The following is a 16888-nucleotide window of genomic DNA, read 5'->3' as shown; positions in this document are numbered from 1 at the left end:
GGCCCGCGCGGTCGCGGGCCGCCCCCGGCCTCCGTGGGGGGAAGGAGCGGGTCAGCTCGACTCGACGCCGAGCGTCAGGGTGCCGGTGTATCCGGCGGAGGCGGTGCTGCCGAGGGCCGTCAGGGTGAGGAGGCCGGAGGAGGCGCCTCCGTCGTCGTAGATGGAGTCCTGGGCGAGGGTCGTGCGGGTGACCTTGTTGGTGGAGTACGGGGACACCTTGGCGATCGCCGCGGTGATCGTCTCGTTGAAGAAGAGCTGGCCGGTGTGGAGTTCCCTGCCGCCGGTGAAGGAGCCGTCGGAGGTGAGGGTGACGCCGGTGTGCACCTTGACGTGGATGTGCACGCAGCGGCCGCGGTACCAGCCGGGGTAGATCGAGGTGATGTTCGCGACGCCGGACGCGTTCGTCAGGACGCCGCCGCGCAGGAACGTGCCGTCGTCGGGTTCGCTGTGGCCGTTGTTGCCGACGAAGCCGGAGTACTCGCCGAGTGCGTCGCTGTGCCAGATCTCCACGAGGGCGCCGGCGATCGGCGCGCAGGTGTCGTCGTCGACGACGGTGAGCGCCAGCTTCAGCGGGGCGCCCGCCTTGCCTTCGGTGACGTCGGCGCGGACGAGCTGTCCGTCGAGGTAGTAGGGGCCTTCGGTCATCTCCTTGGTGAGGGTGCAGACGGCCGCCGCGGCGGGGGTCGCGTCCGCCACGGCGTTGCCGGGGGCGGCGGGCGCCGCCGCGCCCACGGCCAGTGCCGCGGCCGTGGCGCCCGTGGCGATCAGGACGGTGCGGCGCCCGACAGGCGCCTCTGACATGTCTTTCGAGGGGGAATCTGTCATGGACACGGCACCGTAGAAGTGGATGCTGTCGGTCGGCTGTCAGTTCCGTAAAGTGACAGGACGTCAAGTTCCTTGTTGGACAGGTTGCGTGGCCGTCCCCGGTCAGCCTGCCGTCCGCTCGATCGACGTCAGGACCGCCCTCGGGTCGCCGCCCGGCGCGACGGACGCGCCGATCTTCGACCGGATCGCTGCCGCCACCCGCGACCAGCTCGTCTCGGAGAGCGGATACAGGCTCATGTTGGCCAGGGCGTCGAGGCCGTTCCAGAGCTTCCGGTGGCGGCCGTCGGCGCGCATGCGGGCGCTCACCGACTCGGTGACCGGGAGCAGCTGGTACTCGGCGGCCTGCTCGGCGACGTACTTGTCGCCGTACAGGAAGTCGAGGAACGTGCCGGTCAGTTCGCGGTGGCCGCCCTGCTTGAAGGCCGTGATCCAGTCGGCCGTGCCCATGGTCTGCACGGTCTTGCCGGTCCTGCTCGGAAGGGCGACGGCGCCGTAGGACACATGCGTCGAGGAGTCCTCGATCTGCCGCATCAGGGAGAGCGGGGCGTTCACCATGGCGGCCTCGCCGTCGATGAAGGCGTTCAGCGCCGCGCCGCGGTTGAGCCTGCCGGGCGCGACCGGGCCCGTGAGGCCCGGCTCGACCAGGTTCGACCTGAGCCAGGTGAGGGTCGCGACGTTGGCGTCCGAGGTGAGGTCGTAACTGCCGCCGCTGTTGGTGTAGCCGCCCTCTCCCGCCAGCAGCCACCCCAGGGTCTCGGCCTCCGCCTCCTCGGGCCCCAGGGGAAGCGCGATCGGGTACTTCACGCCCTGGGCCTTCAGCGCCCGCGCGTCCACCAGGAGTTCCTGCCAGGTCGTCGGCGGTTTGAGGCCGGCCTGCCGGAACAGGTCCTTGTTGTAGTAGAGCAGCCGGGTGCTCGCGGTGAACGGCAGCGCGTACTGGGTGCCCGCCACCTCGCCCGCCTCGGCGAGGCTCCGTACGAACCCGGCCTGGACGGGGATCGAGAGCAGTTCCTCGGCGGAGTACAGCTGCCCGGCGGCCGCGTACTCGGCGAAGTTGCCGGTCTGTACGACGTCGGGCGCCTTGCCCTGCTTCACCAGCGCGGCGACCTTCGCGTCCACGGTGTCGGCCGGGTAGACCGTCGTCACCACCCGCACGCCCGGGTGGGCGGCCTGGAAGGCGAGTCCGACCCGGTCCCAGTAGCCCTGCGAGTTCTTGTGGACGCTGTCGCCGTAGTTGGTCGCGACGACGGTCAGGGTGGTGGTTTTCGCGTCCTCCGTCCCCGACCCCGCGCCGCAGCCGCCCGCGCCCGCCGTGAGCCCGAACGCGGCGATCATCGTCATCATGATCCGAGCACTGCGACGCACGGCCCTCAACCCCTGTTCCAGCCATTCTTGACGCGCGTAGACGAAGAGCGTCGATCGTAGGCCGGGCGGCGGGCGGCGCACAGGGCCGCGACGGTTGCGTTTTGGTTCCGGCGGTGTGTCGGCGCCTGCGCGACATCACCGGGCTGTGACGGAGGGCCGGGGGAGGCGGAGACGCGTGTACCGCGAACGCGTCCGCGCCTCGATCTCGGTTCCGCCGGCCGTCCGACGTCGTGTCCGGTGCCGGTGTCCCCGGCGCCAGGACCTCCCGGCGCCGGACACGGTGATCCTCCGGCGCCGGGCGCGGGTTCACCGTCGCCCCGCCCGCGCCGTCGGACACGGGTGGTTCCCGGCGGCCCGGCCCGTGGCCGGTCGTCGGGTGTCCGCCCGCTGATGTGAGTGGCCCGAGGGCCCGTCCGTCCGGTCAAGTCGGAGGAAGGCGACGGCGCCGCAGGTGCGCGTGCCAGTCCCCGCGTCCGCGGCATGACCGGCCGGAGAGGTCCTAACCGGCCTGGTTGTACAGCATCGCGCCCACGGCTCCCCAGCCGCCGTCCGACTGGGGTTGCGGCGGTGGCTCCGGCTGGGTCCTGCCCCTGACCTGGGCCGCCGTCAGGCCGCCCTGAGCGCCCAGGGAGGCGGCGTTGGCCATGCCGGGCATCCCCGTCTGGGCGGCCGGCTGGAGACCCGCCGACTGGGCCGGGGCGGGCATGGCCGCCGGGGGCATCTGCGCGGGCATCGCACCCGGGCCCTGGGCCGCGGCAGGCCAGGCGGTGGGCTGCGGAGGAGCGGGGTAGCCAGGGGCCGCGGCGGGCTGCTGCGGGGCGGAATAGCTCGCGGCCGCCACGGGCTGCTGAGCGGGGTAGCTCGCGGCCGCGGCGGGCTGGGCGGGCGGCAGGATGGGCTGCGGGGCGGGCGCCGGCGCGGCCTGCACCTGCGCGGGCTGACCGGGCCAGGCGTTGGCCTGGGCGGCCAGTCCCTGCATACCGGCGCCGTTGGTCGCGCCGACGAGCCGGTCCACCGCCGCCGTACCCGAGCTGTAGCCGGTCCCTTGGCTCAGCTCGGGTACGGCGGTTCCCCTCCTGGACCCGTAGAGCACCTGCTCCAGGCCGGACACCAGGCGACGCACATCCGTCTGGGGGCGCACCACGAGTCTCAGGAAGCGGCTGGACGAACCGACTTTGTTGCCGCACTCGCGGACCAGGATGCGGTGCTCGGTGAGCAGCCGGTCCCGGACCACGGTCCCTTCGGCGCCGACGGGGAGGCGCACGAACAGGAAGTTGCCCTGCGAGGGGTAGATCGTCAGGCCGGGCAGCGCGGAGAGCTGGCGGGCCATGTCGAGCCGGTCGCGGCGGACCATGTGCAGGCTCTCCATGTATTCGGCGCCGTGGTTCTTGAGCATGAACACCACGGTCTCCGCGAAGGAGTTGAGGTTCCACTTCGGCAGCATCGAGCGGACCTTGCCGGCCAGGGCGGGGTTGGCGACGAGATAGCCGAAGCGGATGCCGTGCAGGCCGAAGTTCTTGCCGAGGCTGCGCAGCACGATGACGTTGGGCCGCATCACCGCGTCCTCGACCACGCTCGGCTCGGACTCGGCGTCGGCGAACTCCAGGAACGACTCGTCGATGATGACCAGGTCCAGGTCGGCCATCGCGTCCATGAACTGGATGACGGACTGGCGCGGCAGGAAGCCGCCGTCGGGGTTGTTCGGGTTGCAGATGACGGCGACCTTGGTGCCGCGCGCGCGGATGAACTTGGCGTACGCGGCGAGGTCGAGCGCGAAGCCGGTGGACTCCTGGAGCGGGAACATGTCGACCCGCTTGCCGGTCTCCATCGGCTGGTCGGTCCAGCGGCCGAACGTGGGGACGGGTATCGCGAGGGACTCACGGACCAGCAAGTGATCGATCCATGTGATCAGTTCGGTGGAACCGTTGCCCATCGCGACGCACTGCGGCGGGAGTTGGAGCAGCGAGCACAGCTCACTGGTGATCGTGTCGGCGCTGCTCGGGTAGTAGGTGATGATCTCGCGCAGCCGGCTCGCGAGCTCGTCGAACATCGCGGGGGTGGGGAAGTACGGGTTGCACGGAATACAGAAATCCACGGGCCCGGCTCCGTCGCCCTCCCGCGTCAGTGCGGCCATCGACGGGCTGTGCGCCGCGGTGCCGCGAAAGAGCGAGGTGACATTGCCGGCCATGGAACCTCCGTATGGGCGGGCCCGCTGGGGAGGACGGGCCCTCCGTCTTTGGGTGGCCCGTGCGGGGGAGCACGGGCCGCCCTCTCATACGGATACGGATGTGGCGCTGTTCAACCGCTGCGAAATCGTGCGGATTTTGTGAACCGACTGTGAAGCCCGGTCACGCGCCGAACGGTTCCGGTCACGCGCCGAACGAGTGCACCGTGGTGGTCCGGTACGTCTGTCCGGGCCGCAGCACCGTCGACGGGAACGACGGATGGTTCGGGGAGTCCGGGAAGTGCTGGGTCTCCAGGCAGAGGGCGTCGCCCTGGCGGTAGATGTGACCGCCGGTGCCGACCAGGGTGCCGTCCAGGAAGTTGCCCGAGTAGAACTGCAGGCCCGGCTCGGTCGTCGCGATCCGCAGGGTGCGGCCGGAGGAGGGGTCGCGGAGCGTGGCGACCTGCTGGGGCTTCGACGTGATGCCCTTGTCGAGGGCCCAGTTGTGGTCGATGCCCTTGCCGTACAGAAGCTGCTGGTGGGCCACCCGGATGTCCCGGCCCACGGTCTTCGTCCGGCGGAAGTCGAAGGGGGTGCCGGCGACCTTGGCCAGTTCACCGGTCGGGATCAGACCCGAGTCGACGGGGGTGTAGCGGGCTGCCGCGATCTGCAGCTCGTGGTCGTAGATCGAGCCGCTGCCCTCACCGGCTAGGTTCCAGTAGACGTGGCTGGTGAGGTTGACGACGGTGGCCTTGTCGGTGGTGGCCTCGTAGTCGACGCGCCAGTCGCCGTGCCGGGTCAGGGTGTAGGTGACCTTCGCCCTGAGCGTGCCCGGGTAGCCCATCTCGCCGTCGATGCTCGTGTAGTGCAGGACGAGTCCGACGTCGGAGCCGGACGTGAAGCCCTCCACGTCCCAGACGTGCTTGTCGAAGCCCTTCGTACCGCCGTGCAGGCTGTTGACGCCGTCGTTGACGGAGAGCTGGTGGCTCTTGCCGTCCAGGGTGAACTGCCCCTTGGCGATACGGTTGCCGTACCGGCCGATCAGGGCGCCGAAGTACGGGCTGGAGGCGACGTAGTCGTCGATGGTGTCGAAGCCCAGCGAGACGTTCCGGTGCCTGCCGTGCCGGTCGGGTATCTCCAGGGACTGGACGATTCCGCCGTACGACAGGACCTTGAGTCGTGTCCCGCCGTTCGCCAGCGACCACCGGTACACCTTGGTGCCGTCGGCGAGCTTGCCGAAGAGTTCCCTCACGGGCTTGCTGCCGCCCGCTGCGTGCGCCGTGCCGTTGGGGGCGGGGTTAAATCCCGCGGCCGCCGCGGCTGCTTTGACGTTCCTTTGGATGTTTCCCTTGGGCGGCTCGTCCCCGTGGGTGGGCCCCCGCGGCCGGGGGGGGCCCCGGCTGACTTACGAACCGACCTTGCGCTTGTTCCACACGTCGAAGCCGACCGCGGCCAGCAGGACGAGTCCCTTGATGACCAGCTGATAGTCGCTGCCGATGCCGACGAGGTTCATACCGTTGTTCAGCACGCCCAGGACGAGACCACCGATGATCGCGCCGAGGATCGTGCCCACGCCGCCGCTCATCGACGCACCGCCGATGAACGAGGCCGCGATGGCTTCGAGTTCGAAGTTCAGACCCGCCTTCGGCGAGGCCGCGTTGAAGCGGGCCGCGAAGACCAGGCCCGCGAGAGCGGCGAGCATGCCCATGTTGAGGAAGACCAGGAAGGTGACCTTCTTGTCCTTCACACCCGACAGCTTGGCCGCCGGAAGGTTGCCGCCGATCGCGTAGATGTGCCGGCCGATGACCGCGTTGCGCATCAGGTAGCCGAAGCCGGCGACCAGGACGCCGAGGATCAGCAGGACCACCGGAGCACCCTTGTAGCTGGCGAGCAGCATGGTGACGGTGAGCACGGCGGCGACCAGCGCGACGAGCTTGAGCAGGAAGAGGTTCCTCGGCAGGACGTCGAGCGAGAACTCCTGCTGCCGCTTGCGGTCGCGGACCTCCTGGAACACCACGAACGCGACCAGGCCGAGGCCGAGCAGCAGCGTGAGGTTGTGGTAGTTGGTGGTGGGTCCGACCTCGGGCAGGAAGCTGTTGGCGACCTTCTGCAGGCCCTCGGGGAACGGGCCGATCGTCTGGCCCTCGAGGAAGATCTCGGTCAGACCGCGGAAGGTCAGCATGCCCGCCAGGGTCACGATGAACGACGGTATGCCGGCATACGCGATGAGGAAGCCCTGCGCCGCTCCCGCCAGGGCGCCCATGGCCAGGCACAGCACCACGGCTATGGGCCAGGGTATGTCGTGGTTGACCATCAGCACGGCTCCCACCGCGCCCACGAACGCCGTCAGCGAGCCGACCGACAGGTCGATGTGGCCCGCGATGATGACGAGCATCATGCCGATCGCGAGGATCAGGATGTAGCTGTTCTGCAGCACCAGGTTGGAGACGTTGCGCGGCAGCAGCAGGTCGCCGCCGGTCCACACGGCGAACAGCACCACGATCAGGCCGAGGGCGAACAGCATGCCGTACTGCCGCATGTTGCGGCGCATGCCGTTCAGCATCAGCTGAAGCAGGTTCTCTCCCGTGTCCGGGCCGCTCTTGCCGGCCGGCGCCGGGGCCGGCGTCTTGGCGGTCACATCCGTGCTCATCGGGTTACCTCTTTGTCCTTCGTCATCTGGCGCATCAGCGTTTCCTGCGAGGCCTCCGCCCGCGAGAACTCACCCGTCAGCCGTCCCGCGGCCATCGTGTAGATGCGGTCGCACATACCGAGCAGCTCCGGCAGCTCGGAGGAGATGAAGACGACCGCCTTGCCCTCGGCCGCCAGCTTGTCGATGACCGTGTAGATCTCGAACTTGGCGCCCACGTCGATCCCGCGGGTCGGCTCGTCGAGGATCAGCACCTCGGGGCCGGCGAAGATCCACTTGCTGAGGACGACCTTCTGCTGGTTGCCGCCGGACAGCTTGCCCACCGGCTCGAAGACGGTCGGCGCCTTGATGTTCATGGAGGTGCGGAAGCCCTCGGAGACCTGCCGCTCCTCGTGCTCGTCGACCACACCGCGCTTCGCGACCTTGTTCAGGGCGCTGAGCGTGATGTTGCGGTTGATGGTGTCGATGAGGTTGAGCCCGTAGTGCTTGCGGTCCTCGGTGACGTACGCGATCCCGTGCTTGACCGCTTCGGACACGGACTTGGTACGGATCTCCTTGCCGTCCCTGACCACCGTGCCGCCCGCGTACCGGCCGTAGGAGCGCCCGAAGACGCTCATCGCCAGTTCGGTGCGGCCTGCGCCCATGAGTCCCGCGATGCCGACGATCTCGCCGCGCCGCACGGAGATCGAGACGTCGTCGACCACCTTGCGCTGCTGGTCGATCGGGTGGAACACGGTCCAGTCGCGGATCTCCAGGGCGGGCGCGGCGCCCGCCTCCGGCTCGTGCGGCGTCCGCTCCGGGAAGCGGTGTTCGAGGTCGCGGCCGACCATGCCGCTGATGATCCGGTCCTCGGTGGTCTCCGGGGCCTTCACGTCGAGCGTCTCGATCGTCCGCCCGTCACGCAGGATGGTCACCGAGTCGGCGACCCGCTCGATCTCGTTCAGCTTGTGCGAGATGATGATCGAGGTGATGCCCTGAGCCTTCAGCTCCAGGATGAGATCGAGGAGTTTGCCGCTGTCCTCGTCGTTCAGGGCGGCCGTCGGCTCATCCAGGATGAGCAGCTTCACCTTCTTCGACAGCGCCTTCGCGATCTCGACGAGCTGCTGCTTTCCCACGCCGATGTCGGCGACGCGGGTCTGCGGGTTCTCGTCGAGCCCGACCCGCCGCAGCAGTTCGGCGGCGTGGCGCAGCGTCTCGGTCCAGCTGATGAACCCGCGCGTGGCGTGCTCGTTGCCGAGGAAGATGTTCTCCGCGATGGAGAGGTAGGGCACCAGGGCCAGTTCCTGGTGGATGATCACGATGCCGTGGTGCTCACTGGCCCTGATGTCCTTGAAGGAGCAGACCTCTCCCTCGAAGAGGATGTCCCCCTCGTAACTGCCGCTCGGGTGAACGCCGGAGAGGACCTTCATGAGGGTCGACTTGCCGGCGCCGTTCTCGCCGCAGATGGCGTGGACCTCGCCCTGCTGGACGGTCAGAGTGACGTCCGACAGCGCCTTGACGCCGGGAAAGGTCTTGACGATCGAGCGCATTTCCAGGACGGGTCCCGCCATGGTCGTGCCTTCCAATCACTAGGAGATGGCGGTTACTTGAGGTCGCTGTCCTTGTAGTAGCCCGTGGTGACGAGCTCCTTCTCGTAGTTGCTCTTGTCGACGCTGACCGGCTGCAGCAGGTAGGCGGGGATCACCTTGGTGCCGTTGTCGTAGGTCTTGGTGTCGTTGAGCTCGGGCTTCTTGCCCTTGAGGGCCGCGTCGACCATGTTCCCGGCGACCTTCGCGAGCTGGCGGGTGTCCTTGTAGACGGTCATCGTCTGCTCGTCCGCGATGATCGACTTCACCGACGCGAGCTCGGCGTCCTGGCCGGTGACGACCGGCAGCGGCTTGCTCTTGGAGCCGTAGTCGTCCGACTTCAGCGCGGACAGGATGCCGATGGAGATGCCGTCGTAGGGCGAGAGCACGGCGTCGACCCGGGCGCTCTTGTACGACGAGGTCAGGATGTCGTCCATGCGCTTCTGGGCGGTGCCGCCGTCCCAGCGCAGGGTGGTGACCTGGTTCAGCGCGGTCTGGCCGGACTTGACGACGAGCTGCTTCTTGTCGATGTACGGCTGCAGGACCTTCATCGCGCCGCCGAAGAAGTACTTCGTGTTGTTGTCGTCGTTCGAGCCGGCGAAGAGCTCGACGTTGAACGGGCCCTTCTTGGAGCCGTCCGCGAGACCGAGCTTCTGCAGGATGTAGTTGCCCTGGAGCTCGCCGACCTTCGAGTTGTCGAAGGACGCGTAGTAGTCGACGTTCTTGGTGCCGAGGATCAGGCGGTCGTAGGAGATGACCGGGATCTTCGCGTCGGCGGCCTGCTGGAGCACGTTGTTCATCGACTTGTTGTCGATGGCCGCGATGATCAGGGCCTTCACACCCTGCGTGATCATGTTCTCGATCTGCGAGACCTGCTGGTCCGGGTCGTCCTCACCGAACGCGAGCTTGGTCTTGTAGCCCTTGGCCTCAAGGTCCTTGACCACGTTGTTGCCGTCGCCGATCCAGCGCTCGGAGGACTTCGTCGGCATCGAGATGCCGATCGTGGCTCCCTTGGTGTCTCCCGACTTGTCCTTGCTGCCGCCGTCGCTGTTCTGGCCGCAGGCGGTCAGGGTGAGGGCGAGGGAGGCTGCTCCGGCTATGGCGGTGAGTGCGGCTCTGCGGTTACGCATGATCATCATCCTTGATGTCTTGGACCGGGCTCGGTCTCGCGGAACTCGAACGCTCCGGGAGGGTGGAGAGAAGGCTGACTGAGAAGGTGTGTTGGATTGTGCGCGACTGTGTCGGCTTGTGTGAAGGGGGTTTGTGCGAACGTTATGAGGGAGTGTCGAACCGTGTGAGCACGCCGGGCAGGCGGCTGCCGAGCGGCGCCATGTCGCCGTCCGCTCCGTGCCGTGCGAGGAGGTCCAGGGCGAGCCGGCCGCGCCGCACTCTCTCCCGGGCCGTGCTCAGGGTCAGGTCCCGCAGATGGTGTCCGTACGGGTAGATCCCGGGGGTCTTGGACAACCCGAACTTCAGATAAAGCGGTGCGCCGCGCCTGATCAGCTCGGCGACCTCGTACATCCGCACGTACCCGCCGAGATCGTCGGGGGCCTCGATGTACATGTCCATGGGGGCGGCGGAGACCCGCCGGATCTCGGTGAGGTGATCGAGCGTCAGATCGCTCGGCACGTTCACCGAGTCGGCGCCGAGGTTCTCGTACACGGCGTACGAGGCCGGATTGACCGGACCGATCAGCGCCGAGACCTTGAGGGTGGTGTCGGCCGGGATGATCCCGGTGGCCCGTGCCCGGTGCAGCGTCCACAGCACGCCCTCGTCCGCGACGAGCAGGCACTTGACGCCCAGTTCCGTCGCCCGGACGGCGTCCTCGACACAGCCGGCCACGGCGTCGTGGCCGCGGGCACGCAGCCCGCCGCCACGCGAGTCGGTACGGACCGAGGCGCCTATGTCCCAGGTGCCGCGCGGGCCGGTGAACAGGCAGAGCTCGATGTCGCGTTCACCGGTGGCCTCGACCATCTCGGTGATCTCGGCGTCGGTCAGCATCCAGACGCCGCTGCCCTGACTGATCCGGTGGATCGGCACGTCGAGCCGCGAGGACTCCTTCAGGACCACGGCGAGCGCCTCGGGCCCCTCCACGGAGGGAACCTCGGTGCGCCAGCGACCGCCTCCGGGGAAGGTGTGCGGCGAGGCGTCGGCGGGGGAGAGGGCGGGCGCGCCCAGGCCGAGCGCGGCGAGTGCCTGCTCACCGGGTCGACGGGCTGCCGTAGGGGAGGCGTCGGTCACGAGCTGTCCTTCATGTTCGATATTTCGGGCAAGGTTCGCGGCGATGGGTGTGCGGGGGCCCGGAGTACGCCGGTACGGAGCCGTCAGGGATCCCCGTACCGGCGTACGGCTCGGGTGGCGGTCACGGCTTCAGCAGGACCTTTCCGACCTTGGGATCACCGGACCCCACCAGCTCGATGGCCTCGGGGAAGGCGGAGAGCGGCAGCTCGTGCGTCACCAGCGGCGACGGGTTCAGCAGACCGGCGCCGAACACCCGCACCGTGTGCGCCCAGGCCTCCGGCGGCGCCCCGAACACGGTGTGCACCTCCAGCTGCCGTACGACGAGATCGGTCGGGTCGAGTCCCTCGGCACCCGGCGCCGGGATCCCCGTCAGGACCAGGCGTCCGCCGCGCCGCAGCAGGGAGGCGGCGGTGCGCGCGGCGGACGCGGACCCGGCGGTCTCGATGACGACGTCGAAGTCGGCGGGCAGTTCCTGGTCCCTGGTACGGAAGTCGGTGGCGCCGAAGTCCTTCGACAGCGCGGCCCGGTCCGGGCGGGTGCCCACCACGAGCAGCTCGGCCGGGGAACCCGCCTTCAGGAACTGCACGGCGAACATCCCGAGCGTTCCGGTGCCCACCACGGCCACGCGCTCACCGGGCCGCGCGTTCGCCTTGAGCGCGGCCGCCGCGATGCAGGCGGCCGGTTCGAGCAGGGCGGCGGCGGTCAGATCGGCGTCGTCGGGCAGGACGTGGAGCAGTCGCGCCGGGAGCGTCAGCGTGCTCGCCATCGCGCCGGGCCGGGTGAAACCGGTCTCCTCGTACCCGGCCGTGCACAACGTTGTCTCACCCGCGTGGCAACGGTCGCAGACCTGGCAGTTGCGGAAGCCCTCACCGACGACCTTGCGGCCGACCAGTGTCCCGGGGACACCGGCGCCGACCTCCTCGACGGTCCCGGACCACTCGTGACCCGGGGTGAGGGGGTAGCGGACGTACCCCTCGGGCCGGTTGCCCTGGTAGACCTCGCGGTCGCTGCCGCAGATGCCGACCGCGTGCACCCGCACGAGCGCCTCGCCCGCCGACGGCCGCCGCGGCTCGTGCGCGGTCAGCCGGTGCTCGCCAGGACCCTCGACGACGACCGCGGTGCTCACTGAGCCCCCTTGGGCTTGCGCTGCTCCCAGCCGTCGGCCCACAGGTCGAACCGGGCCTGCTGCTGGGGGAACTCGGCCGCCGCGTCGACGTCCAGCTCGACGCCGAGACCGGGCTCGTGGGACAGCTCGAAGTAGCCGTCGACGACCTGCGGGGCGCCCTTCACGACCTTCTTGATCTCCGCGTCCGCGAAGTCGTTGAAGTGCTCCAGGATCTTGAAGTTCGGCGAGGTGAAGCCGACCTGGAGGGAGGCGGCGGTCAGCACCGGGCCGCCGACGTTGTGCGGCGCGACCAGGACGTAGTGCGCCTCGGCGGTGGCGGCGAGCTTGCGGGTCTCCCAGATGCCGCCGATGTGGCCGACGTCGGGCTGGATGATGTCGACCGCCTGGCTCTCGAAGAGCTCGCGGAACTCGATGCGGTCATGGATCCGTTCACCCGTGGCGACCGGGATGTCGACCTTGGCTGCCACCTTCTCCAGCGCCTTGAGGTTCTCCGGCGGCACCGGCTCCTCCAGCCACGCGGGCTTGAAGGGCGCGAGCTCGTGGGCGAGCCGGACGGCGGTGGACGGCGAGAAGCGGCCGTGCATCTCCAGCATCAGCTCGGTGTCGGGCCCGATCGCGTCGCGCACCGCCTCGATGAGCGACACCGAGTAGAGGGTGGCCTCGTGGTCGAGCTCGAAGTGGCCGGTGCCGAAGGGGTCGATCTTGAGGGCCTTGTAGCCCCGCGCGACGACCTCCTGCGCGGCCTTGTGGTAGGCCTCCGGGGTCCGTTCGGTGGTGTACCACCCGTTGGCGTACGCCTTGACCTTGTCGGTCACCTTGCCGCCGAGAAGCTGCCAGACCGGCACCCCGAGCGCCTTGCCCTTGATGTCCCAGCAGGCCATCTCGATGACCGCGATGCCGGACATCACGATCTCGCCGGCACGGCCGTAGTCGCCGTACTTCATCCGGCGGACCAGGTCCTCGACGGCGAACGGGTCGGAGCCGAGAATATGGTTGGCCTGCGCCTCGTGCAGATAGCCGAGCAGCGCGTCGGTGTGGCCCAGCATGCGGGTCTCGCCGACCCCGGTGATGCCCTCGTCGGTGTGCACCTGGACGTAGGTCAGGTTCCGCCAGGGTGTCCCGACCACGTGTGTGGTGATTCCCGTGATGCGCACGGCAGATGCCCCCTGTGCTTTCAGCTCTGTTCGAAATTTCGTCACACGTTCGAAATGCTGGCGTGACAGTAAGGACGTGGCGCCGCGAGTGTCAATGGGTCGGGCGCATAACGGTTTCGATGAGATGGGCGCAGGATGGCGGGGAATGTTCGGGGGTGTCTCCATCTGTCGTACCGGAACCTAGGATTCCGCACAGAACATTCACAACTGCGCCTAGGAACGTTACCCACGGCGAACTTAGTCTTCCCGCGTCATGGACTACTGCCACGTGTGCCGCAGGCACCTCAACGGCGCCCTCGCCTGTCCTGGGTGCGGCACTCCGGTCGAAGCACTCGACGCGGATGCGGAGGACGCCGACGCGCGCCCCGAGGCGGGCGCCGACGCCGACGCGTACGACGGCGGGGACGACGACACCGAGGACGACGACGAGGAGCGCTCCGGGCGGGCCGCCGCCCGGCGGCGCGGCCGGAGTCGCGGCCGGGACGCCGGGAGCCCGAGCGGCCCGCAGGGCCCGGCCGCTCCGGCCGGTACCAGCCGGCGCGACCGCAAGGCCGCCGCGCACCGCCGGCGCCGTCGCCGCACCCTGTTCGTCGCGGTGGGCTTCGTCCTCGCGGCCGCCGGTCTGAGTCTCGCCGAACTCGGCGTCGACGCACCCGGGTTGGGCCCCGGGCCCACCGTGGCCGACGGTGAGTCGCCGGACGGTTCCGCCTCGGCGAAGGCGACCACCCACGTGAAGAAGGATCCGTCCGACCGAGCCAGCGCCTCGGCGAGCAGTACGCCCGACGCCTCGGCGTCGCCCTCCGGTTCCGCCTCCGCGTCCCCCTCCGTGTCCGCCTCGGTGACGATCGAGGAGAGTGCCGGCGGCGAACAGTCGGCGACCGCGGGCACGCTCCCGGGCCGCTTCACCTCGGCCCCGGCGGTCTCCTCGCCTCCCCGGACGTCGGCGCCCGCCACAGCGGCACCGACGGCCTCGGCCCCCGGATCGGACCCCTCACCGTCGGAGACGTGCGACCGCTTCCTGTGGTGGTGCAGCTGAAGCCCGCCGTCGTGCACCGGGACCCGCACCGGCCCCGGCACGGCAACGGCGGGGCGACGCCCGGCTCTTGAGGCGGTCGCGCGACGGTCCCCGTTCCGGGACATCCCCGGCGATTCCACCCGCCGCCCATCGGTGAACCGCGGCGGCCGTCCCCGGACGCCGACAGCCTCGACCACCCCTGCGAGCCACCGCCCCGCACCACGAGCCGCAACGCGCCACCACGCCGCGATGCGTTCCGTTTCCCGAGCCGCGATCGGTTCCGTTTCCCGCGCCGCGATCGGTGACGGTTCCTGCGCGGTGACGTGCTGGGTGTCCCGCGCGGCGATGTGCTGTGGTCCCTGCCCGTTGACGTGCTGCGTTTTCCGCGCGGTGAGGCCCTGCGGTCCGCCCTGCGATGCGCTGACTCCCGGGAGGTGACCCACGACGTTCCCGCCGGTGTGCTGCCGGTGTGCTGCCGGTCCGCTGCCGGTCTGCCGCACCGCCGGTCCATCTTCGCGTCGACGCGCCGCACCGCTGCCGCGCCGCCGGTCTCTGTCGCGCCGGTCTGCCGCGCATTGCCGCCGGCCCCCGGTCGCACCGCCGTGCTGACGCCGCGCGGACCCTCAGCCCGCCGCGCGACCGCCGTGCGGGCCTCAGCCCGCCGTGCCGTCCGTGCCCAGCATGCGGCGCAGCAGGTCGCGCAGGGTCAGGCGTTCCTCGTCCGAGAGTTCCGCGAGGGGTTCGCGGGCGAAGTTCAGTGAGTCGCGCAGGCCGCAGGCGACGCCGCGCCCCTCGGCCGTCGCCGCGGCCAGTTTCACCCGGCGGTCCGCCGGGTCGGGGCGACGCTCCACCAGGCCCCGCGCCTCCAGCCGGTCCACGATCCCCGTCACGTTCGACGGCTCGCACTTCAGCTGCTGCGCCAGGCGCCGCATCGGCAGCGGCTCCAGCGAGAGCAGGCTCAGCAGCCGCGCCTGCGCACCGGTGAGGGCGTGCTCGGCGGCGGCGTCCTCGTACTCGTCGTGGTAGCGGGCCACGACCGTGCCGATCAGCTCGACGACCTCCATGGTCAAAGGGTCGATCCGCGGTCTCTTATGGGTGGCCATGCCTCCGAGCGTACCGCGTTACTTGACATCATGAAATATTCAGGCGCATGGTTGTTTTAGGTACTGAAGTATTAGAGCCGCTCGCCGGTCACCGTGAAAGGCGCACCTCATGTCCGAGACCCCCCAGCTTCCCTCCGTCGGCCGCGCATGGCACCTCGTCAGCCGTCCGGTCGGCTGGCCCGAGCCCGCGGACTTCGCCCTGGTCGAGGCCGAGGTCCCGCAGCCGGGTCCGGGCGAGGTCCTGGTGCGGAACAGCTATGTGTCCGTCGACCCGTACATGCGCGGCCGTATGAGCGCCGCCAAGTCCTACGTCGCCCCCTTCGAGCTGGGCAAGACCATGCAGGGTGGCGCGGTCGGCGAGGTCATCGCCTCGAACGCCGAGGGCGTCGACGTCGGCGACCACGTGCTGCACTTCTTCGGCTGGCGCGAGTACGCCGTCGTCGACGCCAAGCAGGCCGTCAAGGTGGACCCGGAGGCCGCGCCGCTGTCGACGTACCTCGGCGTCCTCGGCATGACCGGCCTCACCGCCTACGCCGGCCTCCTGCGCACCGCCTCCTTCAAGGAGGGCGACTCCGTCTTCGTGTCCGGCGCCGCCGGTGCCGTCGGCAGCCAGGTGGGCCAGATCGCCCGGCTCAAGGGTGCCTCGCGCGTCATCGGCTCCGCGGGGTCCGACGAGAAGGTCAAGCTGCTCGTGGAGGAGTACGGCTTCGACGCCGCCTTCAACTACAAGAACGGCCCGGTCTCCCAGCAGCTGCGCGAGGCCGCCCCCGACGGCGTCGACGTCTACTTCGACAACGTGGGCGGCGACCACCTGGAGGCGGCCATCGGCTTGCTGAACCGGGACGGCCGCATCGCGATCTGCGGCATGATCTCCGTCTACAACAGCACCGAGCCCGTCCCCGGCCCGAAGAACCTGGCCCGCCTGATCCAGACCCGCGGCCGGATCCAGGGCCTCCTCGTCGGCGACCACTACGACCTCCAGAAGGAGTTCGTCCAGGAAGTCGGCGGCTGGATCCGTTCCGGTGAGCTGAAGTACTCCGAGACGGTCGTGGAGGGCATCGAGAACAACCTGGAGGCTTTCTTCGGCGTCCTGCGCGGCGACAACATCGGAAAGATGATCGTCAAGCTCTGATCTGTCGCTGGACTTCCGGCATACGGTAACTTCTTTCCGAAGTCGTCGGGATCGTGGGCGCGAGTCGCGGCGGACCAAGGAGGAACGCACCGTATGTCCATCCAGCAGACCGACGTCCTGTACACGGCCGTCGCCACCGCCGAGAACGGCCGCGACGGCCGGGTCGCCACCGACGACGGCAGGCTCGACGTCGTCGTCAACCCGCCCGAGGAGATGGGCGGAAGCGGCGCCGGAACCAACCCGGAGCAGCTCTTCGCCGCCCGGTACAGCGCCTGCTTCCAGGCGCCCTCGGCGTCGTCGCACGCCAGGAGAACGCCGACGTCTCCGGCTCGAAGGTCACCGCGAAGGTCGGCATAGGCAGGAACGACGACGGCTTCGGGCTCGTCGTCGAGATCTCCGCGGTGATCCCGAACGTCGACGCCACCACCGCCCGCGCGCTCCTGGAGAAGGCCCACCAGGTCTGCCCGTACTCGAAGGCGACCCGCGGCGACATCACCGTGACGCTTGCCTGACGGCGCTCGTTGCACACGGCGGAGGCCGCACCCCGGGAC

Annotated in this window: 13 protein-coding genes and 1 pseudogene; 3 read left to right on the top strand and 11 right to left on the bottom strand. The window is 69.5% G+C overall.

The window, feature by feature from the left end; genetic code table 11:
* Positions 1–51: 51 nt before the first annotated feature.
* From ACFWBT_RS33750 to ACFWBT_RS33705, 10 genes are all read right to left on the bottom strand, one after another.
* Positions 52–801, bottom strand: a complete 750-nt coding sequence (locus ACFWBT_RS33750; RefSeq protein WP_385706783.1) for an intradiol ring-cleavage dioxygenase — start codon at positions 799–801, stop codon at positions 52–54.
* Between the two features lie 126 nt (positions 802–927).
* Positions 928–2166, bottom strand: coding sequence for an extracellular solute-binding protein (locus ACFWBT_RS33745; RefSeq protein ID WP_385706785.1), 1239 nt, complete (start codon positions 2164–2166; stop codon positions 928–930).
* 523 nt (positions 2167–2689) lie between these two features.
* Positions 2690–4378, bottom strand: a complete 1689-nt coding sequence (locus ACFWBT_RS33740) for a pyridoxal phosphate-dependent aminotransferase (protein ID WP_385706782.1) — start codon at positions 4376–4378, stop codon at positions 2690–2692.
* A gap of 181 nt (positions 4379–4559) precedes the next feature.
* A complete protein-coding gene (locus ACFWBT_RS33735; RefSeq protein ID WP_385706784.1) occupies positions 4560–5696 on the bottom strand; it encodes an aldose epimerase family protein in 1137 nt (378 codons plus the stop codon).
* Positions 5697–5759: 63 nt separating this feature from the next.
* Complete coding sequence (gene mmsB, locus ACFWBT_RS33730; RefSeq protein ID WP_385706781.1) at positions 5760–7004, bottom strand: multiple monosaccharide ABC transporter permease; 1245 nt, start codon at positions 7002–7004, stop codon at positions 5760–5762.
* Positions 7001–8551: a multiple monosaccharide ABC transporter ATP-binding protein gene (gene mmsA, locus ACFWBT_RS33725; protein WP_385706780.1), complete on the bottom strand. Its 1551-nt coding sequence runs from the start codon at positions 8549–8551 to the stop codon at positions 7001–7003. Before mmsA ends, mmsB begins: the two co-directional genes overlap by 4 nt.
* A gap of 32 nt (positions 8552–8583) precedes the next feature.
* Positions 8584–9696, bottom strand: a complete 1113-nt coding sequence (gene chvE / locus ACFWBT_RS33720; RefSeq protein ID WP_385706779.1) for a multiple monosaccharide ABC transporter substrate-binding protein — start codon at positions 9694–9696, stop codon at positions 8584–8586.
* Between the two features lie 142 nt (positions 9697–9838).
* On the bottom strand, positions 9839–10807 hold the full coding sequence (locus tag ACFWBT_RS33715; RefSeq protein ID WP_385706778.1) for a hypothetical protein: 969 nt from the start codon (positions 10805–10807) through the stop codon (positions 9839–9841).
* A 121-nt stretch (positions 10808–10928) separates the two neighbouring features.
* Positions 10929–11933, bottom strand: a complete 1005-nt coding sequence (locus tag ACFWBT_RS33710) for a zinc-binding dehydrogenase (RefSeq protein WP_385706777.1) — start codon at positions 11931–11933, stop codon at positions 10929–10931.
* The gene (locus ACFWBT_RS33705; protein WP_385706776.1) at positions 11930–13087 is read right to left on the bottom strand and encodes a mandelate racemase/muconate lactonizing enzyme family protein; all 1158 of its coding nucleotides are present in this window, start codon (positions 13085–13087) and stop codon (positions 11930–11932) included. Before ACFWBT_RS33705 ends, ACFWBT_RS33710 begins: the two co-directional genes overlap by 4 nt.
* A gap of 253 nt (positions 13088–13340) precedes the next feature.
* On the opposite strand from ACFWBT_RS33705, the gene ACFWBT_RS33700 reads away from it, so the two are divergent.
* A complete protein-coding gene (locus ACFWBT_RS33700) occupies positions 13341–14123 on the top strand; it encodes a hypothetical protein (protein WP_385706775.1) in 783 nt (260 codons plus the stop codon).
* Positions 14124–14755: 632 nt separating this feature from the next.
* Here ACFWBT_RS33700 and ACFWBT_RS33695 read toward each other — a convergent pair.
* Positions 14756–15205 (bottom strand): MarR family winged helix-turn-helix transcriptional regulator, encoded by a 450-nt coding sequence (locus ACFWBT_RS33695; RefSeq protein WP_385706774.1) that lies wholly within the window; start codon positions 15203–15205, stop codon positions 14756–14758.
* Positions 15206–15314: 109 nt separating this feature from the next.
* On the opposite strand from ACFWBT_RS33695, the gene ACFWBT_RS33690 reads away from it, so the two are divergent.
* Together ACFWBT_RS33690 and ACFWBT_RS33685 are read left to right on the top strand one after the other, a co-directional pair.
* Positions 15315–16337, top strand: coding sequence for an NADP-dependent oxidoreductase (locus ACFWBT_RS33690; protein ID WP_385706773.1), 1023 nt, complete (start codon positions 15315–15317; stop codon positions 16335–16337).
* A gap of 93 nt (positions 16338–16430) precedes the next feature.
* A pseudogene (locus tag ACFWBT_RS33685) lies at positions 16431–16849 on the top strand (organic hydroperoxide resistance protein).
* The last annotated feature ends 39 nt before the right edge of the window (positions 16850–16888 follow it).

Source organism: Streptomyces sp. NPDC060027 (assembly GCF_042737005.1).
Classification (GTDB): domain Bacteria; phylum Actinomycetota; class Actinomycetes; order Streptomycetales; family Streptomycetaceae; genus Streptomyces.
Note: the sequence above shows the minus strand (reverse complement) of the source record. Positions and strands in the feature narration are given on the sequence as shown.